Consider the following 20340-nt stretch of genomic DNA (forward strand, 5'->3'; position numbering starts at 1 on the left):
TCGTTGATTAAACCCGATCTTCAACATTCACCGCTCGCGGTAAAACAACATTCAGCACAACACCCAGTACGCCAGCCAAACTGACGCCACTCAGTGCAACTAGCCCTATATCCAACTCCATGCCACCGAGACCCGATATCAGCACTAAAGAGACAATAACCATATTACGTGGCTTGAGCAGATCATCACCGGATCGGACCAGAGTGTTTAAACCAACCACGGCGATACTGCCGAACAGCAACACCATGATACCGCCCATAACAGGTACTGGAACGGTTTGCAGTACAGCGCCGATTTTACCGACAAAGGCCAGACAGATTGCCACCAACGCTGCCCACGTCATAATGCCGGGGTTGGTGATACGGGTGAGAGCCACAGCTCCAGTCACCTCAGAATAGGTAGTATTCGGTGGGCCACCAAGTAGTGCCGCTATTGAAGTCGCTATACCGTCACCGAGAATGGTGCGATGGACACCCGGCTTTTCGAGGTAATCTTGTCCAGTTACCGAGCCGATGGCAAGAATATCGCCAAAGTGCTCAATCGCTGGGGCAATCATCACGGGTAACATATACAGAATAGCGCTGAGTTGAAACTGTGGTGCAGTAAACTGAGGGATGGCAAACCATGGTGCATCGATTACTACTTGAAAATTGACCAAGTCAAAGTACAGAGCAGCGAGGTAACTACAGGTGACCCCACACAAGATGGGCAATAACCGCAACAGCCCTTTACCGCGCAGGGTGACAAAGACTGTCACCAGCAGGGCAATTCCTGAGACGATTAGTGCGGTGTTTTGCGGAATGACCGCAATGCCATTGCCATCGCGACCATAGGCCATGCCTACCGCTAGTGGCGCCAGAGTCAGACCGATCACCATGATCACCGGCCCAGTAACTATCGGTGGTAATAAGCGTTCGATAAAGGCAATGCCGCGTATTTTTATCAGGGCGCTGAGGGCCACGTAGGCCAATCCGGCCACTGCTAAGCTTCCCATGGTGGTTGCAACGCCCCAGGTTGCCGTGCCGTAGCTGATAGGGCCGATAAACGCGAAGGATGAGGCGAGGAATACCGGTACCTGTCGCTTCGTCACCAGTTGAAATAGCAGCGTACCAACTCCGGCGGTAAACAGTGCAACATTAGAGTTCAGGCCGGTAAGTAGCGGCACCATAACCAATGCGCCAAAGGCGACAAATAGCATTTGACCACCGATGACGGCATCACGCAGACGAAAGGCATATTCCGGCCCACTATTTTCTTTAGACATCGCGATCATCCTTTAGGTGATGGCGTCTCAAAAAGTCCGCCGACCTGCGTTGCTGCGTTTGTTCAAGACTTCGACATACAACATGTATGCCTTCCCCCTTGAACAACTACTGCGCCTTGGGGTACGAAGTTTTTTCTTAGCCATCTAATTGTTTTTACGAGACCATCTTTAGGTGAGCATGTGAGGATCTATTTTGTACCAAAAATTTTATCCCCGGCATCACCGAGGCCTGGAATGATATAGCCATTTTCGTTGAGTTTTTCATCAATGGCCGCCACGTAGATATCAACTTCGGGGTGCTTTTCTTCGAGAGCCTTCAAGCCTTCTGGAGCTGCGACCAGAAACAAGCCCTTAATCTGTGTGCAACCCGATTCTTTTAACATGTCAATGGCGGCAATCAAACTACCACCGGTGGCTAGCATTGGATCGACAATCAGTGCCATCCGTTCCGACATGTTGCTCGCCATCTTCTGGTAGTAAGTGACCGGTTCTAAAGTCTCTTCATCACGATATAAACCGACAACACTCACCCGCGCACTCGGGATGAGATCGAGAACGCCATTCATCATCCCCAGGCCGGCACGCAAAATCGGTACTACAGTGATCTTTTTCCCCTTAATCTGCTCAACTTCTACCGGACCGTTCCAGCCATCGATGGTTTGATGACATGTTTCGAGGTCTTTGGTCGCTTCGTATGTTAAGAGGCGGGCCACCTCAGAGGACAGTTCGCGAAAGTTTTTCGTACTCACATCAGCAACGCGTAGACGGCCTAGTTTGTGTTGAATTAGGGGATGTTTTACTTCATGGACTGGCATGATGGCTCCTTGGTTATGACGATGATTCCATCTCACAATGGATCGACTTAAAATTGTTGTTAACGCGACACTTTAGCTGCCCCACTCTGTGGGATCAAGATAAAGTTCTTTCATGCATCAATGGTCATGTTGCTATCCTTTTTTTATTATCTAAAAGTAAGCAAAGTGTGTCCTGATTTTGTTGTACTAAGTGGTCATCGACCACTGGAGTGCTTCGCCGCGGTAAAGCTATTCCGCCAAAAAAGTACGTCGTCTGCGGGACGAAACCCGCGAACTTGATCATAGCTTTAAAGCCTCCAGATTGTATAATGTGGTAACCTTCTAATCGTTACTAAATTAACCATAAAAACAAATACCTGTGAAAGGTTATCAAAATGAAATTCTCAAATTCCTATACACAGTTAGACGAGCGTTTCTACCAAAGAACAGAACCCACTGCCGTTGAGAACCCTCATCTCCTGCTCTGGAATTCTAGCCTCGCTGAACAACTCATGATTCCAACTGTATTGACCAATGACCCCGTTGCTTTGGCACAAACGTTTTCAGGAAATCACCTCCTCCCCGGATCAGAACCTATTGCCGCAGCGTATGCTGGACATCAATTTGGCCATTTTGTCCCGCAACTCGGCGACGGACGAGCGCATCTTCTTGGCGAAGTGTTAGATCGCTGCGGTCAAAGATGGGATGTTCAGCTTAAAGGTTCTGGCCGCACCACATTTTCCCGAGGAGGAGATGGCCGCTGCGCTATTGGTCCAGCGGTGCGTGAGTTCATTATGAGCGAGGCGATGCACGCGTTAGGTGTGCCGACAACACGTTGTTTGGCCGTTGTTACCACGGGTGAAAACGTTTATCGTGACACGCCATTACCGGGGGCGGTGGTGACGCGAGTTGCTTCAAGTCATATACGGGTCGGTACATTTGAATATTTTGCTGCTCGTGGTGATTATGACGCTGTCAAGGCTCTGTGCCATTACACCATAGAGCGTCATTATCCCGAGTTGCAGCACGAGGGGCAGCATGGGGGGCAGCATGGGGGGCCGGATCAATATCTTGCGTTTATTGATAGGGTGATCGACAGGCAGATTCAATTAGTTGTTGAATGGATGCGGGTCGGTTTTATTCACGGTGTTATGAATACCGATAATACCGCCCTGTCTGGGGAAACAATTGACTATGGCCCGTGTGCGATGATGGGGACCTATGATCCACAAACCGTTTATAGTTCAATTGATTCACTGGGCCGCTATGCCTTTGGTAATCAGCCTAAAATTTTACACTGGAATATGGCTCGATTTGTTGAGTGCCTGTTGCCGCTCATCAATAGCGATAGTATTAAAGCACAAGCTCAGCTCGCACCTATCCTTGCCGAGTTGCCTAAGCGCTATGAAAACACGTATATGGAGATGATGGCTAAGAAGCTTGGCCTGATCTCTTATAAGCAGGAGGATAAGAATCTTATTGTTGCTGTTTTGAACCGGCTCAAGGATAAACATTTGGATTATACGGTTACGTTTGATCTGCTTACAAAATCTTTACTGTCTAACGATGCGGCAGCACAAATGAAACAGGAACTTGGCGAGTGTTTTGATCGTTGGCAAACTCGATTAAGCGAGCAAAATGAAGTTGGTCAAGATGTTCAAAAATTGATGCGTCAACATAACCCTGTCGTGATCCCCAGGAATCATCATATTGAAGAGGTGATTAAAGAGTGTGAACGCAGTGGCAAGACAGCATTAGCCGATAAATTTCTTCAGGTTCTTCGCTCTCCTTATGCCGAGTTGGCACAAACATCTGAGTTTCAAGACCCACCGAGTGATGGAGATAGGGGCTATCACACGTTTTGCGGAACCTGATGTTAGCTTTGATCTTAACGCACCACAGGGTTTCAAATGATTGAAATTTACAGCATAAAACGCAACAAAGCCGATTCGGGGAGGCCTCCGAATCGGCTTTGTTTATTTATAACTATGAACAAAGGAGGTTTATCAAGTCTCGGCTGCCAGAACAATCCTTGAATTACAACATTCCTATGATAACCTCTAATTGCCTGCCTGTGACCTCTGCAGCTCATAGCTACCTCTTATCACTACGGTTTTGTTTGAGAATATGACATGATTTTCGTTAAGTGAGTTAACCCACAGAAGAATTTTACCCTTATAAATCGTGAGGGTGAAATTTATGAGAATTCAATATGTCACTTCCTACCTTTCAACCTCTGTTCATTCTTGGTCTTATTTTAGTTGCTGGATATTTCGGCGGTAGAGTCGCCAATTTTCTTCATTTGCCTCGGATAAGCGGATATATCGCAACCGGTTTAGTCTTCTCTCCCTCAATCAGCGGTATCATCTCTTATCAACAAATTGATAACCTTTTTATTTTCACATCAGAAATTGCACTGGCTTTCATCGCCTATTCCATAGGAGGAAGTCTTCTGATCTCTCGGATTTGGGGACTGAAAAGAGAAATTTTATGGATCAATCTAACTCAGGGGCTTGGCGCCTTTATCTGTACCTGTTTGGCTGTTTATTTGTTAGCACCGTTTCTACCCCCTTTACTCACCAATGATGGCAACACATTTCTTTCTGTCCTTCTTATCCTCGGAGCCATTTCAGTTGCTACTGCTCCCGCTGCAACAATGGCGGTCATCCATGAACTACGGGCCAAAGGTCCTCTAACAACAACCTTACTTGGTGTTGTCGCATTAGATGATGCATTGAGTATTATTATATTTTCCGGTTCGATCACCATTGCCAGTCAATTGTTGTTTGCCTCTGCAGACAGTTCGCTCATTGTGCAAGGTATTATAACTATTGCCGGTGCGATATCGGTTGGTTTTGTCGGGGGACATATTTTTAAGCATTTTGTTAAACCATCCCAGCGTCCTGAGACCAATCTCATGCTCACTTTTGGTGCAATCTTACTGGTTAGTGGGTTATCGAATCATTTCAGCTTTTCCCCACTTCTGGCAAATATGGTTATGGGATTTGTTATTATCAATAAAGTCAAACATGCGGATGATTTATTCCATCAAGTGGACATTGTTGAGGAAACAATTTTTTGTTTGTTCTTTACTCTTGCCGCAGCCCATTTTGATACTAAAGTATTTGCTACATCGGCTCTCTTAGGCATCATCCTGCTGGTCGGTCGATTCATCGGTAAGCTTGGTGGCACCTTTATTGGCGGCAAGATTTCTAAAGCTTCGCCCCTGATATACAATAACCTTGGTATCGCACTTTTACCGCAGGCTGGGTTGTCCTTGGGACTTATATTTCTTGCTAAGCCTATATTGCCAACAGAGATTTTTGACATATTACTGAGTTCAATGTTGGTATCGATTATCCTAAATGAGTTGATTTCACCGCCACTGGTAAAATGGGCAATTACACAGGCAGGAGAGAGCAGTCGTGAAAGGTAAACGGATGAAAATACAAGAGGTGATGCAACACATCAAGGAGCGGAAACTGCCTTGTGTCAATGAAAGTAGTGATATCAACGAAGTTGTTCAGGTCGCTGTCAACTTCCCACATTCACGGCTCGTCTATGTTGTTGATGAACGAAAAAAACTCCTTGGTGTCATTACACTTGGTTCACTGATGAGGCATCTATATCCTTATCATTATGAAGATAAGATACATCCACGAGATATATTACGAAGAATAACCGTAAAAAAAGCCTCAGATCTCATGAGTAATGGAAATATAACAGCTTCGGCCGAGGAAAGTGTTGATGTTATTCTCAAACGTATGGCCAAGACCGGAGCAAAAGAGATTGCGGTGGTTGACAGCGAAGGTCGTATTTTGGCTGATATAACCGTAATCGATCTTCTTAAGTATGATGGATTATAATTTAGAGGGTTGTCGGGCTTAATAGGTACCTACTGCGACTCGCCGGTCTTAGAGTTTAACGGTAGACCCGTCATGAATTTCGGATTGGTGGAAATTATATCGATAAAACGCAACAAAGCCGATTCGGGGAGGCATCCGAATCGGCTTTGTTTATTTATATCTAGGAAGAAAGGAGGTTTATCAAGTCTCGCCTGCCACAACAAGCCTTGATGGTTGTTACTCTAACAAATCGAGTGATGATCGACCACCGTAAGAGCCGTATTTATTTGGTTGATGATCCACATGGGTGCAATGTGTAGATGCACAGCGTAGATTGTGTTCTGGTGCGAAGGATGTATACTTTTGAAGTGATCTGGAGGACGGAACATGGCACTTTTCTCTAGGGATCTTATGATCGTCAATGTAGTGTATGTTGGCAGTGAAATTTTTTACTTTTGGCTCAGAATGTCGCTTCAAGTCTAATGGATTATTTTAACAGTTGTTGAGCGTGTGAGGTGAATGAGTGCGACATCGTAATTCGAATGGTCTTGTTATTTTTTCGTTTCTCCGAACAGCGTGGGGAATTTCCGTCACCTATGCTGTCATCTCTTTCTTATACATTTATCTCTCTGATAATTTGTTGTTAGCGCTGGGGCTTGACCTTCAGTCGCAGGCTAAATTTCAAACATGTAAGGGGAGTGGTTTTGTTCTACTCACGGCGTTGCTGCTCTTTGTTTTGTTACGTAATGCCATTAAGCGCATTCGGCATGGCGAAGTTCTTTATCGTAAGGTTATTGAAACCATACCGATGGGGATTTGGGTTGTTGGTCTGGATGGAAAAACCGTTGATCGTAATCCTGCTGCTCAGTGTCTGTTGAAGGATTTTGGTGTTGAAGATTATACTAAAGTTCATGGCTGTTGGGCTGATAGTGGCCACCCCCTCACTGCCAAAGAGTGGGGCTTGGCTCGTGCCCTCAACAAAGGTGAAACCTCTGTTGGCGAAAAGATTGAGATAGCTTGTGGCGATGGCAGTTTCAAAACAATCCTCTATTCGTCGTTTCCACTTACTTCAGATAAAGGAGATAAGACTGGGGCGATGGTTCTTGTTCAGGATATCACTGAAAAAGTGATGGTAGAAGAGAGTCTTAGACTTTTTAAGTTTTCGATTGAGCAGGCTTCAGAAGCTGTTTTTTGGCTCAACAAAGAGGGCCAATTTCTTTTTGTTAACGATCAGGCGTGTCATTCACTCGGCTATTCAGAAGAAGAATTGAAACATTTGTATCTATGGGAGGTTGATCCCGCATTCCCTCGCGAGCGTTGGGCTATTTGGTGGTCGAACATGAAAAATAACGAGAAGTTGGTCTTTGAGACTTGGCATCAACGCAAAGATGGTTCATCTTTTCCTGTCGAAGTTTCGTCCAGCCAATGTGTTTGCAACAATCACGAACATCATGTGGCTTTTGTTCGTGATATTAGCCTGCGCAAGAAATATCAACAGCAGCTTGAACATCAATCAAATCATGATGCACTTACTGGCCTAGCTAATCGTGTGCTGCTCGATGATCGTATTCAACAAAGCATCCTTTATGCCGAACGCTCTGGGAAACAGATTGCAGTATTTCTTCTTGATCTCGATCGTTTTAAGGTGATCAACGATAGTTTGGGGCATAGTCAGGGGGATGATGTCTTGTTGGAGGTTTCTGATCGTTTGACATCCTGTATCCTTCCTGGTGACACCTTATCTCGGCTCGGCGGTGATGAGTTCGCCATTGTTTTAGCCGATATGACCGAGATCGCTGATGTGTTGATGATGGCGCAGAAGATTTTAAATACGTTTGATAAACCGTTCAAATTAGGTGATCGAGAACTTCGGATCACTACAAGTGTCGGGGCGAGTGTGTATCCACGAGATGGCCAGAGTAGTGAAGATCTTATTCGCCATGCTGATGCAGCGATGTATCAGTCAAAAAAACAAGGCGGGGATGGCTTTGTGCTCTGTTCGACGGAGATGGATTCTAAGGCTCATCAAACCCTCGAACTGGAGGCAGATCTGCGCCAAGCGTTAGCAAAGGATGAGTTTGTCCTTCACTATCAACCTAAAGTTAAGATTGAGACTGGCAGGATTGAAGGTTGTGAAGCGTTAGTGCGCTGGCAGCATCCAAACAAAGGGATGATCTCACCAGGGAGTTTTATTCCACTTGCCGAAGAGACGGGTCTGATTATTCCATTAGGGTCTTGGGTTTTGCGTGAGGCATGTCGTCAGTTTAAAGCGTGGCAGGCGGAGGGGGTACCACCAATAAAGATCGGGGTCAATCTTTCGGCACGACAGTTTCAGCAGCCAGATTTTGTCGAAAAAATCCAGTTAATTGTAGCTGAAGAGAAAGTAGAACCTCACTGGATTGATTTAGAGTTGACGGAAAGCATGGTGATGCAAGATCCTGATAAGGTTGTTCAAACGTTGGTTCAGTTAAAAGAACTTGGCTTTTCATTGAGTCTTGATGATTTTGGTACGGGCTATTCGAGTTTGAATTATTTACGCCGTTTTCCCATTGATTGTCTTAAAATTGATCGTTCTTTCATTATTGATGTTGCCTTGGATAAAACCGCAGCATCTGTTGCCAATAGTGTCATTGGTATTGCGCACAGTCTTGGTATTAGTGCGATTGCTGAGGGGGTTGAGTCATGGGAGCAGTATCAGTGTCTTGTTGATTGTCATTGTGATGCGATTCAAGGTTTTCTGTTTAGTAAACCACTTTCATCAGCAGATCTTGCAAAGGTCTTGCTTGATGGGAAAACATATGCCCCAGCTGTTGTGAGCAGTGAAACGTTGTCGACGGGTATCTAGCTAGATTGCGACAACAGTTGGGAATCTTTTATAAAACGCAACAAAGCCGATTCGGGGAGGCATCCGAATCGGCTTTGTTTATTTTATATCTAGGAAGAAAGGAGGTTTACCAAGTCTCGCCTGCCACAACAAGCCTTGATGGGTGTTACTCTAGCAAAGCGAGTGATGATCGACCACCGTAAGAGCCGTATTTGTTTGATTGGTGACCCACATGGTTATAATGTGCAATTGCACAGTGTGAAACTACAACCAATCCACCCGCGTCACATGCGCCTCACCATGCTCAACCGTCCGCTGATACGTCACCGCAGGATAACCAAATGCCATCATATAGCCAATGACATGATTTTCAGGAATTCGTAACGTCTCTCTAAGCTCGGGTAGTAGATCATTGATCGTCCATTGAGCAAAACCATCCCATACGGTACCCACACCAAGGTTTTGTGCGTACAGTTCTAAGGTGGTGAGAGCGATGATCCCATCGGCTTTCGGGGTGGGGCATTCACGTGGTGTTGAAGCGATAACAAGATGCGGTGCACCGCGAAACAGGGTGTCTATCTTCTTCTCTTTCCACAACAGAACAAACTTTTCGAAGAACTTGCGATTGTCGGGTAGGGCATTGGTTTGCACGAGGTGGTCGAGTTTCGCCATCACTTTATCACGTAGTTTTGCCATCATTAGTTTGTCATCGACAACAGTAAAGAGGACTTGGCGTGAGTTGACTCCAGTCGCGGCTTGACCCGCTACATTGAGCAGTTGTTGGATGGTTTGCGGGGCAACATTTTCATCGCGATAGTGGCGAACGGAGCGTCGGCCACGAATCAATGTTTCAAGTTGCGCTGGTTCGGGTAAATGACCGTCGAGCACTTGGCAGTCGTCGGGATTGATGCCTAAGATCGACAATGCTGCCGTAGGGCAGATGGCTAGACAGTGTTGACACTTTATGCAGTTGACCTCTTTTTCTGCGGCAATGGTTGGAATGCCGTCAGCTAGAGAGATGATATTAACGGGGCAATCTTTAACGCATAATCCGCAATGGGTACATTTTTGCTCATTGATGGTGAACGATAACATAGAGTTTTCCCTTTGTTTTTAATAACGCAGTTATGTATTTAATCATTTTTTGTCAGTGTTTATGCCACGGCAACATGGGGTAAGTGTGCCGAAGAGATAGACCGATAGAATAGTGACTGATCTTTGCATAAAACGCAACAAAGCCGATTCGGAGGAGGCGTCCGAATCGGCTTTGTTTTATTTATAACTAGGAAGAAAGGAGGTTTATCAAGTCTCGCCTGCCACAACAAGCCTTGATGGTTGTTACTTTAACAAAGTACTTTTAAACCGACTACGGTTAGATCCGTATTTGTTTGATTGATGAACCACATGGCAACCATGTGTAGATGCACAGTATGGGGTGTGGTTGCTATACTTAATCATTTCAGGGTGTGATTGTTGCGTTGATCTGATCAACGCCAATTTGTTATCAATAACAAATAGTGGCTGAACAGAACTGGGGTTGCGCCCCCAGACCTCGCCTCACTTTTTGCGCCATCAAAAAGTAAGCAAAAAATGGCCCCTGATTGTCTGGCCCTGCGGTTTCCCTCACTTCAATCGCTTACAGCAGAGCGTGCCAAAAAACTCGCTGCGCTCAGACAGTTTTGGCACAAACGGCCCTGCTGACGCTCATTGCGTTCGGCGGCGACAAATGGGGGAGTGAACTGCTAAATAAAAATCAGGCAAACAATTTAAGGTATTTGCTCACGCGAATTTGATCTAAGTTTTGAGGTTTTAAAGAAATATAGAAAACAGACTTCATTCATTCTAACCAATCCACCCGCACCATATGCGCCGCTCCATGATGCACCGTGCGCTGATGTTTCACCGCAGGATAACCAAAGGCCATCATATAGCCAATCATGTGATTGTCCGGGATGCGTAGTGTTTGTTTAATTTCGGGCAAGTGGTTATTGATTGCCTCGTAAGCAAAGCCGTCCCATAGCGTTCCGATACCAAGGCATTGCGCGTACAGTTCAAAGGTGGTCAGGGCAATGATACAATCTTCCTTGGGGGTGGCACAGTCGCGTGGGGCTGATGCGATGAGCAGATGTGGTGCACCACGAAATAGGACGTCGATTTTCTTCTGTTGCCATAATTGAACAGATTTTTTGAGTGAGAGTTGGTCGTCGACAAGTAAATCAGCTTGAATGAGGTCATCGAGGCCCGCTATGACTTTATCGCGCAGTTTTGCCATCATCTGTTGGTCGGCTACAACGGTAAATAACACCTGTCTGCTGTTGAATCCTGATGCGGCATGGCTGGCAACATCAAGCAGATGTTGAATCAGGGCAGGATCAACATTTTTGTCGCGATAATGGCGAATTGCACGGCGACCACAAATCAATGTTTCCAGTTGAAATGGTTCGGGTAAATTCCCTTTAAGGGGGCGGTGATCATCGGGGTTGATGCCAAAAATCGAGATAGCAGCTTTAGGGCAAACCGCTAAACAATGCTGACATTTAAGGCATTTTTTTTCGTCTTCGTCAGCGATTGTTGGCGTGCCGTCGATTAAGGTGATGATTCTGGCAATACAATCCTTCTGGCATAGACCACAGTGGATACATCTTTGTTTATTGACTGTGAACTTCAACATAGCGTTGATCCTTTATGTGTGATGGAGTAGTGATTTATCCCGCCTCAATTCGTGCCCGCTTATGCCACAGCAGTAAGGCTAATAGGCTGCCAATATGGGCGAGAACCATATCTTTTTGAGCATCCCAAACATCTCCTTGTGTGCCGAGAAAAGCGATCCCTAGTTCTGGATGGGTGATTTCGGACGCCAACCATTCGAGTATCTCGTAAATTCCAGAGGAACAGAACAACACTAGTACTGTCACCACTAAGCGTAGCCGCGCTGAAGCGGCAAGGTGGCGAAATAGATCCAGCAGTGGCACAAACAGTAAAAAGCCAAAAAGGAAATGAACGATACGGTCGAAATGATTACGCTCAAGGTGGCTGATTGTACTTAACAACGTAAACAGCGGTGTTTCGGAATAGGTGTAATGGGAGCCGACGGCGTGTAAAGATAGAAAGATAAACAGGCACAACGCGGCAAGGGGTGAAAATGAAAAACGGCGGTCGAGGTAGATCACCAAGGGGACACCGATAAACACTAAAATGTTTTCGAGCAACCAATCGTCGCGATAACGTGGGGCGATAGCGAGCAATCCCCAGATGACAATGTAGGAGTAAAATAGCAGACGTTTGTTAGGCATAAATTATCCCCCCAGTTATGTAGGTATTGTTTAATAATACGTGATGTAGACTGTTTATCAAATTAATCGCCAGTGAAATCATCATTTTTTTGAAATGAATGCTCTGTGTGATACTTTCTTTGGCCATTATTTGCTTTTGAAATCAATATGATATGCTTTTAAGAAGTGGTATTGACCTACTGTTTTAGAGGAGAATGCTAATGGTGAAGAATAACTATATGTTTTTGCTGCTGTTGATTATATCGATAGTTATTCCTACGTGGTGTGGTGCGGTAATCGTTGAATACGATCTAACCATCGATACAAACACGGTTAACTACAGTGGTAAACCTGTTAGTGCGATGACGATTAATGGCAAAATCCCAGGACCTGTGTTGGATTTTATTGAGGGAGATGTCGCCCGTATTCGTGTCCATAATGCGATGTCGGTCGATAGCTCTATTCATTGGCATGGAATGCTGGTACCGCCAGAAATGGATGGTGTGCCGCTGATTAGTTTTCCACCCATTGCTCCAAATACGACGTTCACCTACGAATTCCCTATCCGCCAAAGTGGTACTTATTGGTATCACTCCCATACCAGTTTACAAGAGCAGAGGGGCGTGTACGGCGCGATAAAAATCCTGCCGCGAGAAGTCTCTGTTGTAGCTCCGCTTGATCGGGTGGTGATGCTCTCAGATTGGACAGATGTTGATCCGCACGAAGTGCTGCGAACCCTCAAACGGGGTAGTGATTGGATGACACTCGAAAAGGGCAGTGCGCAAAGCATTCTTGGCGCGGCAAAGTTGGGGCAGTTCGGTCACTATTTTAGTCGTGAGCTGCAACGAATGCCAGCGATGGATATTGCCGATATCTCTTATGATCGGTTTTTGGTCAATGGTCAACCGCAGCTTGAAATGAACGACACTAGTGGGCAGATGGTTCGACTTCGATTTGTTAATGGTGGTGCGGGAACAAACTTCTATTTACAGTTTTCTGGCGGACCGATGACCATCATTTCAGCGGATGGTCAACCTGTGGAAGCCATTGATGAACAACGTTTTTTGATCGCTATTGCTGAAACGTATGATGTTGTTGTTCATGTTCCCGCTGATGGTGCGTATGAACTACGAGCTACCGCTCATGATGGTTCTGGCTTCGCTTCAGTCTGGCTCGGTTCGGGGGCGCGGTATTCTGCGCCGAGTATTCCGCCACCGAATCTGTATCATAAAATGGGGACAATGAGTTGGTCGCAGCTTTTTGCGTTAACCCCAGCAGGGAGCATGGGGATGAATGATCGCGCTGTCAATGCGGGGATGTTTGATCAACCCGGTATGGCCGCTATGCCAATGGTGACGATGGATCACTCCGGCAGTGCGATGGCGGGACAGATGGACCATAAGGTGGGCCATAGCGGTCAGCAGATGATGATGAACAATGCTGCTAATGTTGATGCGACTGAGATGAGTAACATGGACCATGCTGGAATGATGGGCAACATGGGGGATCGCTCTGGTGTTGATCATTCTCTGCTCATGACTGGTGAAGCGAGTGGTAAACCGTTTACCAGCAATTTCTACCCGATGGCTGCCGACGTTGCACGTGCTGAATCGTTGGCTGTCGATGGCATGGATGCTCGTCGGCCGTGGCCTCTCTATCACAAGCTCCGCTCACCACACGCTACCGCTTTGACTACCGACCTGCCGATTCGTGAAGTTCGCTTGACTCTTGATGGCGACATGGAGCGTTACGTATGGTTTCTCAATAACAGACCGTTGGCAGAAAGTGATGCGATTAAGATCAATGAAGGGGAAGTGGTGCGTTTTATTATGATTAACCGCACTATGATGCATCATCCGATGCATCTGCATGGTCATTTTTTCCGTGTCATTAACGGTCAAGGTGATTTCGCTCCCCTTAAGCACACCGTCAATGTTGCCCCGATGTCGACCACGGTCATTGAGTTTAAAGCGAACGAGGTGGGTGATTGGTTCTTCCACTGCCATCTTCTCTACCACATGAAGAGCGGTATGGCGCGAGTTGTCCATTATGAGAACTTTATTCTTACTGACGAGGTCGCCGCAATCAGGCCGCAGCTATATAGCGATTCATGGTACTTTTGGGGTCAGGTTGAACTTTTGAACAACATGCTTGAGGGGCAACTCACTGCTAGCGACAGTCGTAATACCTTCCATGCCGAGTGGGATCTCGGTTGGCAGCACGTAGATGGCTCTGAGTGGGAAGCTCTGCTGACGTGGGATCGTTATCTGAATCGGTTTTTTTCCCTGTTTGCTGGGGTAAATATTGGCGATGCAATTGAAAAGGAGCGGGCAGTGATTGGTCTGCACTACCTGTTACCATTCAATTTAGAAAGTCAGTTGTTTGTCGGCAGTGACGGCGAAGTCCGCGCCGAAGTGAGCCGATCTTTTGAGTTGACTCCGCGCTTATCCATTGATGGCTTAGTGCAATACGAGACCAGCGGTGAATGGGAATCCGTTGTCGGAGCCTCTTATCTGCTGACAAAAGGTGTTTCGTTACGTGGCCAATGGCACTCTGATTATCATTGGGGCGGTGGCTTTCAGGTTCGTTTTTAATGCCATTATACGATGAGAAGACCGAATTAATATTGAATATTATTATTTTTTAGTTATCTTACACATAAGCAAATTTGGTAATACAGTGTATTAATTAACTTTGGGAGATCACGATGAATGTAACGATTGAATATTGTACTCAGTGAGATTACCAACCTAAAGCTGCCAGTTTGGCAGAGAAGTTGACACAACAGTTTGAAGCTGAAATCTCATTGATCCCATCATCGGGGGGCGTGTTTGAGGTCGTTGTAAATGGTACCTTGATCTATTCAAAAAAAGTGACAGGGAAATTTCCTGATGAAGAAAAACTCTGTCAACAAATTGGCGCGTTATAGTCTGTGAGCCCCTTGTTTGTTCGGAACGAGAGGGCTTTTTTTATATAGATATTTATTGTGATGAAAATTTTTGGAGGGGTGTATGAGCTACCATTTTAGTGCAATCTTGGATGTTTCTTTTGCCGAGGCCGAGGAGCGGGTTACGGCGCAACTGAAAGAACAGGGGTTTGGCATTTTAACCGAAATTGATGTTCAGGCGACATTGAAGAAAAAAATTGATGTCGATGTTAATCGCTATAAAATTCTGGGAGCCTGCAATCCACATTTTGCTTACCAAGCGTTACAGGCTGAACCTAAAATTGGCACGATGTTGCCTTGTAATGTGATTGTGCGTGAACTGGATGGCGGTATGATTGAGGTGTCGGCTGTAGATCCTATGGCATCAATGCAAGCGGTCGACAATCCTGCTTTGGCACCAATTGCAACACAGGTGCAGCAAAAATTACGGCAGGTGATTGCAGCACTGTAATGAGAAGTGTTAGTCGAGTGGTCTGAACTTTAGTTGGCGGTATAGAGGAGCCAGAAACCACCGGCGATGACGAGAATACCGCAGATACGTTTGAGCCATAAAGTGCCAGATGAGTTTTCACTCCAGTGTAGGTAGTGTTGAACTTTTTCGGTGAAGGTTCCGGCAAATACAATCACTGCACAGTGGCCGAAACCGTAGGCTAATAGTAGTAATGTGGCATAGGTTAGGCTGTTATTCGCTTCGGCAAAGGCTACCCCAAGAACGGGTCCCATAAATGCAAAGGTGCAAGGACCTAAGGCAACACCAAAGATCAAGCCAAGACTGAAGGCGGCAAAAAGACCCTTGCGACCCATATTGATGTTTCCTGGACCTGACCACGGCATTGGAATAAGGCCTAAGAGGTGGAGGCCAAATAGCATGAAAATTGCGGCAACCAACCAGTTGCCATAAGCACCGAGATCGCCCATCATCCGACCTGCCAGCGCTGTTAATACACCGATGACGGCTATGGATAACAGTATGCCAATGGCGAACATGTTTGAAATAATAAAAGCGCGTCGGGTACTCATCTGTCCTTGACCATTGATGAAACCAACAATCAGCGGGATGCTTGCTAGGTGGCACGGTGAAAGTAGGATGCTCAGAACTCCCCAGCCCGCAGATGCGGCAAGAGCAATGGCTGGGGCCGCATAAACCGCCTGACTCATCGTGGTTAGAATCTGTTCAATCATCAGTCTTTTTTACTCAATTCATAGCCCAATTCTTGCCATTTATTGAGGATATCTTGACGGCCAAAGAAACCGCTATGCCGATAAAGCTCTGTTCCATCTTCTGAATAAAAGATCTGAGTCGGAATTAAGCGCACGGCATAGGTCGCGGCCTGTTGACGATTTTTCCATGCATCGACAAATACCACATCCAATTGACCCGCAAAATCCTCTCTAAGGTTATCGAGAATAGGGGCCATTTTGATACACGGGATGCACTTGTCGGCTCCGACATCAACGAGTTTCGGCAGGTTGATGGCGTAGCAATTGGTGCTCATCAGGAGGGTAACAATCAAAATTTGTAATGCTTTTGTAACCTTCATAATAAAGCCTAAGTGGTGTGGGGAATGGTTTGTTGAGATCTGATCGTTATGTTGCACTAGTTTAGCCATATCGCTACTTGATAACAAGGGAAATACCCATATGGGGGAATTTTTACATCGAACGGTTGGTGCGCAGAAAAAAAGGGTGACCGTTATTGGCGTCACCCTTAATTCATTTACTCTTCTGCAGGTATTTTAAACACCACATGCACCCCAGGCATTGCTTCGAGGTGGGTAGTGTCAAATTGTTGCGTATCGCCAATCACCCCTAAAATGGTGCGATTGGTTCCTGTCGATTGGTGGAAATCGAAGTCTTGCTCGATTAAATACTGTTTGACTTGATCAAGGTCGGTTTCACTGACCTGTTTTTTTATAACAACAAGCATAATTATAGCCCCTTTGTTTTGATTCGCTCAAGTGTTCGTGATTCATCAATAACTCGCTCAAATAAGCGCTTAATGGCGCTGTTATCCAATGGGCCAGGATTAAGGGCTTCCATCTTAGTGAAAATTCGTTTTTCACGACTTGGATCATAGATAGGCAAACCTAAATCTTTTTTCAGATGACCAATTTTGAGGGCCATATCTGCACGGCGGTTAAAAATCGCCAGTAACTCATTATCGAGCCGGTCAATCTCTTCACGAACATCATCAATTGTCACAATGGGCTCCTTGATTTCTTTATGACTAAAACGTTTTGCGAATGACGGTATCTTTTTTACAGTGAATGTCGTCTGTTTCAAGGTGGTCGATGGTGTAATGTAGGCCGCGACTCTCCTTACGGTCTAACGCACAGCGGATAATGAGTTCGGCAACCGTGGCAAGGTTACGTAGTTCGAGAAGATCGCTGGTGATGTAAAAATCCCAGTAGTAGTCCGAAATCTCCTCTTGAATCATCGTGATGCGTCTCAAGGCACGGGTCAGGCGTTTATCAGAGCGAACAATGCCAACATAGTTCCACATGCACAGGCGAATCTCATCCCAGTTATGGGTGACCACCACCTCTTCATCACTATTGATTGCGCTGCCGCAATCCCATGGTGCGACGATTGGGAATTCTGGAATTTCTGATTGTATATTTTTAAGGGAACGCATTGCGGCGCGTTCACCGAATACTGCACCCTCTAATAAGCTGTTACTAGCGAGGCGATTGGCACCATGTAGGCCGGTGCAAGAAACCTCGCCAATGGCAAATAAATTCTTGATCTCTGTTTGTCCGTGGCTATCGACTTTGATGCCGCCACACAGATAGTGCGCTGCAGGAACAACAGGTATTGGTTGTTGCGACATATCAATGCCGTATTTCAATAATGTTTCGTAGATATTGGGGAAACGCTCTTTGATGTAGTCAGCCCCTTTGTGAGTCATATCGAGGAAAACACAATCGTCACCGTTGCTTTTCATCTCATTATCAATGGCGCGGGCGACAATATCTCGCGGTGCTAAATCTTTTAGAGGGTGATATTTTTCCATGAAAGCAGTACCGTCAGAACACTTTAATACTGCCCCTTCGCCACGAACCGCTTCTGAGATCAAAAAGGATTTCGCATGTGGGTGATAAAGGGTGGTGGGGTGGAATTGCATAAATTCCATGTTGGCAATGGCCGCTCCAGCACGGTAAGCCATAGCCACTCCATCACCAGAAGCAATATCGGGGTTTGATGTATAGAGGTAGACTTTGCCCGCTCCGCCTGTCGCGAGGACAGTTACTTGAGCACCAAAGGTGCTCACTTCATTGCTGTTGCTATCAAGCACGTAAGCGCCAAGGCAGCGGTTTTGTGGCAAGCGCCGATTCTTGACTTTGGCTTCGGTAATGAGATCGACCGCACAATGATATTCATAAATGGTAATATTCGGGTGGTTGCGAACTGCCTCAGCAAGGGCGCGCTCAATTTCACGCCCTGTGATGTCGGAAGCATGGAGGATACGGCGATGGCTGTGCCCCCCTTCGCGAGTTAAATCGTATTCACCGTCGCTATTGCGGGTAAAATCAGTACCGAACTCGATGAGGTCTTGAATCGCCTTCGGGCCACCTTTAACAACAAGGTCAACAATTTCTCGATCCGAAAGGTATGCACCGGCCACCATGGTATCTTCAGCATGAGATTCAAAAGAATCCTCTTCAGAAAAAACGGTGGCAATCCCCCCCTGAGCATAATGGGTCGATGTCTCGTGAAGTTCTCGCTTAGTAATGATGGCAACCGTTTTTTTATCGGCTACCTTTAACGCGAATGATAAACCAGCAATACCGCTACCAATAATTAAGAAATCTGATGTGATCTTCATTGCAGTCCTCTGACGGATAGAATAAAATTACATGGGAACATTTAATATTTAGCTCGATTCGATTTTAGGATAAACATTATTGGTGCAGAACCGTATCCTGTCAAGCTTTTGCCACGATATAACGAAAGGAAAACGGTTGATTATAACATTGGTTGATTGCTGGGACGGGGTAATGAACGGAAAAGGGGCGTTGTTGACGCACTTAGATCGTGTTCTTTTATTCTTTTTTGTTCTATTTATCTTTAGTACTGGAATTTCGTCTGCAGCTGTTTATAAATACGTAGATCAACGTGGACGTGTTCATTATAGTAATGTTCCTGTGGTGTCACAGTATCTCTACTATCAGGCTGAAACAGGTGATGCGGCGCACACTCCAGTCTCTGTTATGCAGCTGATTAAACACTATGCTCAAAAAAATGATCTCGATGCAGACCTTGTTCGCGCCGTTGTCAAAGCTGAAAGTAACTTTAACAGTCAAGCTGTTTCAGGAAAAGGTGCTATCGGTCTTATGCAACTGCATCCAGGCACGATCAAGGATCTTAAAATAAATGATCCTTTTGACCCCTCATCAAATATTGCTGGTGGTACAAAATATTTACGCTGGATGTTGAGTCGGTTTAATGGCAATCTAGATCTTGCTTTAGCTGCATATAATGCTGGCCCTTCAACGGTAGAACGGTATAATGGAATTCCACCGTATCCTGAAACACAATCGTACGTAAAAAAAGTGAAACTTTATCAACAACAATATCGTCAAGGCGGTTCTTAAATGCTTCGTACACATAAACTTTATAATTTACCTAATATTTTAACTTTCTGTCGCATTGCCAGTGTTCCTGTCGTGGTTGCCCTACTATTTTCCGACTCGCGTGAGATGGGCTTTTGGGCGGCACTGATATTTTCTGTCGCCTCGGTGACCGATTGGCTCGACGGCTATCTGGCGCGTAAGTGGGAAATTGTTACTGTGATGGGCAAGTTTCTCGACCCCTTAGCGGATAAGCTGATTGTTATGGCAGCTTTAATTATGTTGATTCCCCTTGGTCGTGTTCCAGCGTGGGCGGTGTTCCTGATTATCGCTCGTGAGACGTTGGTTACCGGGCTACGCTCTGTCGCATCCTCTGAAGGGATTGTGATCTCTGCCAGTGATCTGGGTAAATACAAAACCATTTTTCAAATGGTTGCCATCATCGCCTTATTGCTGCATTACGATTATTACTGGTTCTTCGGTCTGCGCTGGGAGCTTTTTCACGTTAATATGCAGTTTGTCGGCAGTTTCTTCTTTTACATCTCATTTGCTCTGACCATGTGGTCGGGTGGCGATTATCTGTATAAATTCTTTCGGGTCCTCACCCGTTAATCATTACACAACCTCTGAGTTAATCCCTTCATGTTAATGAAGGGATTAACAACCCGTCTCACTGTTCGTTCCAGCCCGCTAGACTTCACTCCATATTTAAATCTTTACTCAACTATATTGTGATTATTTGTTCTGAATGGTAAGGCTCATAAAAAAATAGCCGCCACTGGGAGAGGCCAGTGACGGCTTAATTACAAGGGATCGTTTTTGT

18 protein-coding genes and 1 pseudogene are annotated in these 20340 nt (G+C 45.7%); 9 read left to right on the forward strand and 10 right to left on the reverse strand.

The window, feature by feature from the left end; all coding sequences use genetic code 11:
• Window positions 1-7 precede the first annotated feature (7 nt).
• Both ACZ5KY_RS08890 and upp read right to left on the reverse strand, forming a co-directional pair.
• Window positions 8-1264, reverse strand: a complete 1257-nt coding sequence (locus tag ACZ5KY_RS08890) for a uracil-xanthine permease family protein (protein ID WP_464243541.1) — start codon at window positions 1262-1264, stop codon at window positions 8-10.
• Window positions 1265-1452: 188 nt separating this feature from the next.
• Window positions 1453-2079, reverse strand: coding sequence for a uracil phosphoribosyltransferase (gene upp / locus ACZ5KY_RS08895; RefSeq protein WP_464243542.1), 627 nt, complete (start codon window positions 2077-2079; stop codon window positions 1453-1455).
• 374 nt (window positions 2080-2453) lie between these two features.
• On the opposite strand from upp, the gene ACZ5KY_RS08900 reads away from it, so the two are divergent.
• The 4 genes from ACZ5KY_RS08900 to ACZ5KY_RS08915 all read left to right on the forward strand — a co-directional run bounded on the left by ACZ5KY_RS08900 (window position 2454) and on the right by ACZ5KY_RS08915 (window position 8748).
• Entirely contained in the window at window positions 2454-3932 is a 1479-nt protein-coding gene (locus ACZ5KY_RS08900) for a protein adenylyltransferase SelO (RefSeq protein ID WP_464243543.1), read from the forward strand.
• Between the two features lie 338 nt (window positions 3933-4270).
• Window positions 4271-5494 carry a cation:proton antiporter gene (locus ACZ5KY_RS08905; RefSeq protein WP_464243544.1) on the forward strand — a complete coding sequence of 408 codons (1224 nt, stop codon included), beginning with the start codon at window positions 4271-4273 and terminating at the stop codon, window positions 5492-5494.
• Window positions 5484-5924 (forward strand): CBS domain-containing protein, encoded by a 441-nt coding sequence (locus tag ACZ5KY_RS08910; RefSeq protein WP_464243545.1) that lies wholly within the window; start codon window positions 5484-5486, stop codon window positions 5922-5924. The genes ACZ5KY_RS08905 and ACZ5KY_RS08910 overlap by 11 nt, the downstream gene beginning before the upstream one ends.
• A gap of 502 nt (window positions 5925-6426) precedes the next feature.
• A complete protein-coding gene (locus tag ACZ5KY_RS08915) occupies window positions 6427-8748 on the forward strand; it encodes a putative bifunctional diguanylate cyclase/phosphodiesterase (protein WP_464243546.1) in 2322 nt (773 codons plus the stop codon).
• A gap of 243 nt (window positions 8749-8991) precedes the next feature.
• Here ACZ5KY_RS08915 and ACZ5KY_RS08920 read toward each other — a convergent pair whose 3' ends face one another.
• The 3 genes from ACZ5KY_RS08920 to ACZ5KY_RS08930 form a co-directional block, all read right to left on the reverse strand.
• Complete coding sequence (locus ACZ5KY_RS08920; RefSeq protein ID WP_464243547.1) at window positions 8992-9822, reverse strand: nitroreductase family protein; 831 nt, start codon at window positions 9820-9822, stop codon at window positions 8992-8994.
• A 742-nt stretch (window positions 9823-10564) separates the two neighbouring features.
• On the reverse strand, window positions 10565-11398 hold the full coding sequence (locus ACZ5KY_RS08925; RefSeq protein WP_464243548.1) for a nitroreductase family protein: 834 nt from the start codon (window positions 11396-11398) through the stop codon (window positions 10565-10567).
• 34 nt (window positions 11399-11432) lie between these two features.
• Complete coding sequence (locus ACZ5KY_RS08930; RefSeq protein WP_464243549.1) at window positions 11433-12020, reverse strand: DUF2238 domain-containing protein; 588 nt, start codon at window positions 12018-12020, stop codon at window positions 11433-11435.
• 200 nt (window positions 12021-12220) lie between these two features.
• Here ACZ5KY_RS08930 and ACZ5KY_RS08935 point away from each other — a divergent pair, with 200 nt between their 5' ends.
• The 3 genes and pseudogenes from ACZ5KY_RS08935 (at window position 12221) to ACZ5KY_RS08945 (ending at window position 15397) form a co-directional block, all read left to right on the forward strand.
• Window positions 12221-14593, forward strand: a complete 2373-nt coding sequence (locus ACZ5KY_RS08935) for a multicopper oxidase domain-containing protein (protein WP_464243550.1) — start codon at window positions 12221-12223, stop codon at window positions 14591-14593.
• A gap of 161 nt (window positions 14594-14754) precedes the next feature.
• Window positions 14755-14928 (forward strand): annotated as a pseudogene (locus ACZ5KY_RS08940) (SelT/SelW/SelH family protein); the annotation flags it as partial.
• Between the two features lie 82 nt (window positions 14929-15010).
• Window positions 15011-15397 (forward strand): DUF302 domain-containing protein, encoded by a 387-nt coding sequence (locus ACZ5KY_RS08945; protein ID WP_464243551.1) that lies wholly within the window; start codon window positions 15011-15013, stop codon window positions 15395-15397.
• 29 nt (window positions 15398-15426) lie between these two features.
• On the opposite strand, the gene ACZ5KY_RS08950 is transcribed toward ACZ5KY_RS08945, so the two are convergent.
• From ACZ5KY_RS08950 to nadB, 5 genes are all read right to left on the reverse strand, one after another.
• Window positions 15427-16128, reverse strand: coding sequence for a cytochrome c biogenesis CcdA family protein (locus ACZ5KY_RS08950; protein ID WP_464243552.1), 702 nt, complete (start codon window positions 16126-16128; stop codon window positions 15427-15429).
• Entirely contained in the window at window positions 16128-16556 is a 429-nt protein-coding gene (locus tag ACZ5KY_RS08955) for a thioredoxin family protein (RefSeq protein WP_464243553.1), read from the reverse strand. The genes ACZ5KY_RS08950 and ACZ5KY_RS08955 overlap by 1 nt, the downstream gene beginning before the upstream one ends.
• Before the next feature lie 107 nt (window positions 16557-16663).
• Window positions 16664-16873 (reverse strand): hypothetical protein, encoded by a 210-nt coding sequence (locus ACZ5KY_RS08960; protein WP_464243554.1) that lies wholly within the window; start codon window positions 16871-16873, stop codon window positions 16664-16666.
• A 2-nt stretch (window positions 16874-16875) separates the two neighbouring features.
• Window positions 16876-17148, reverse strand: coding sequence for a chorismate mutase (locus ACZ5KY_RS08965; RefSeq protein WP_464243555.1), 273 nt, complete (start codon window positions 17146-17148; stop codon window positions 16876-16878).
• A gap of 25 nt (window positions 17149-17173) precedes the next feature.
• Entirely contained in the window at window positions 17174-18772 is a 1599-nt protein-coding gene (gene nadB / locus ACZ5KY_RS08970) for an L-aspartate oxidase (RefSeq protein WP_464243556.1), read from the reverse strand.
• 172 nt (window positions 18773-18944) lie between these two features.
• Here nadB and ACZ5KY_RS08975 point away from each other — a divergent pair, with 172 nt between their 5' ends.
• The gene (locus ACZ5KY_RS08975; protein WP_464243557.1) at window positions 18945-19541 is read left to right on the forward strand and encodes a transglycosylase SLT domain-containing protein; all 597 of its coding nucleotides are present in this window, start codon (window positions 18945-18947) and stop codon (window positions 19539-19541) included.
• Window positions 19542-20129: a CDP-diacylglycerol--glycerol-3-phosphate 3-phosphatidyltransferase gene (pgsA, locus tag ACZ5KY_RS08980; protein ID WP_464243558.1), complete on the forward strand. Its 588-nt coding sequence runs from the start codon at window positions 19542-19544 to the stop codon at window positions 20127-20129.
• The last annotated feature ends 211 nt before the right edge of the window (window positions 20130-20340 follow it).

The sequence above is a fragment of the Desulfuromonas svalbardensis genome, from assembly GCF_055389415.1.

Excerpts from the sequence above, each read along its gene's own strand:
- ACZ5KY_RS08890 (WP_464243541.1), bottom strand. The coding sequence starts at position 1,264 with ATGTCTAAAGAAAATAGTGGGCCGGAATATGCCTTTCGTCTGCGTGAT.
- upp (WP_464243542.1), bottom strand. The coding sequence starts at position 2,079 with ATGCCAGTCCATGAAGTAAAACATCCCCTAATTCAACACAAACTAGGC.
- ACZ5KY_RS08900 (WP_464243543.1), top strand. The coding sequence starts at position 2,454 with ATGAAATTCTCAAATTCCTATACACAGTTAGACGAGCGTTTCTACCAA.
- ACZ5KY_RS08905 (WP_464243544.1), top strand. The coding sequence starts at position 4,271 with ATGTCACTTCCTACCTTTCAACCTCTGTTCATTCTTGGTCTTATTTTA.
- ACZ5KY_RS08920 (WP_464243547.1), bottom strand. The coding sequence starts at position 9,822 with ATGTTATCGTTCACCATCAATGAGCAAAAATGTACCCATTGCGGATTA.
- ACZ5KY_RS08925 (WP_464243548.1), bottom strand. The coding sequence starts at position 11,398 with ATGTTGAAGTTCACAGTCAATAAACAAAGATGTATCCACTGTGGTCTA.
- ACZ5KY_RS08930 (WP_464243549.1), bottom strand. The coding sequence starts at position 12,020 with ATGCCTAACAAACGTCTGCTATTTTACTCCTACATTGTCATCTGGGGA.
- ACZ5KY_RS08935 (WP_464243550.1), top strand. The coding sequence starts at position 12,221 with ATGGTGAAGAATAACTATATGTTTTTGCTGCTGTTGATTATATCGATA.
- ACZ5KY_RS08945 (WP_464243551.1), top strand. The coding sequence starts at position 15,011 with ATGAGCTACCATTTTAGTGCAATCTTGGATGTTTCTTTTGCCGAGGCC.
- ACZ5KY_RS08950 (WP_464243552.1), bottom strand. The coding sequence starts at position 16,128 with ATGATTGAACAGATTCTAACCACGATGAGTCAGGCGGTTTATGCGGCC.
- ACZ5KY_RS08955 (WP_464243553.1), bottom strand. The coding sequence starts at position 16,556 with ATGGCTAAACTAGTGCAACATAACGATCAGATCTCAACAAACCATTCC.
- ACZ5KY_RS08960 (WP_464243554.1), bottom strand. The coding sequence starts at position 16,873 with ATGCTTGTTGTTATAAAAAAACAGGTCAGTGAAACCGACCTTGATCAA.
- nadB (WP_464243556.1), bottom strand. The coding sequence starts at position 18,772 with ATGAAGATCACATCAGATTTCTTAATTATTGGTAGCGGTATTGCTGGT.
- ACZ5KY_RS08975 (WP_464243557.1), top strand. The coding sequence starts at position 18,945 with ATGAACGGAAAAGGGGCGTTGTTGACGCACTTAGATCGTGTTCTTTTA.
- pgsA (WP_464243558.1), top strand. The coding sequence starts at position 19,542 with ATGCTTCGTACACATAAACTTTATAATTTACCTAATATTTTAACTTTC.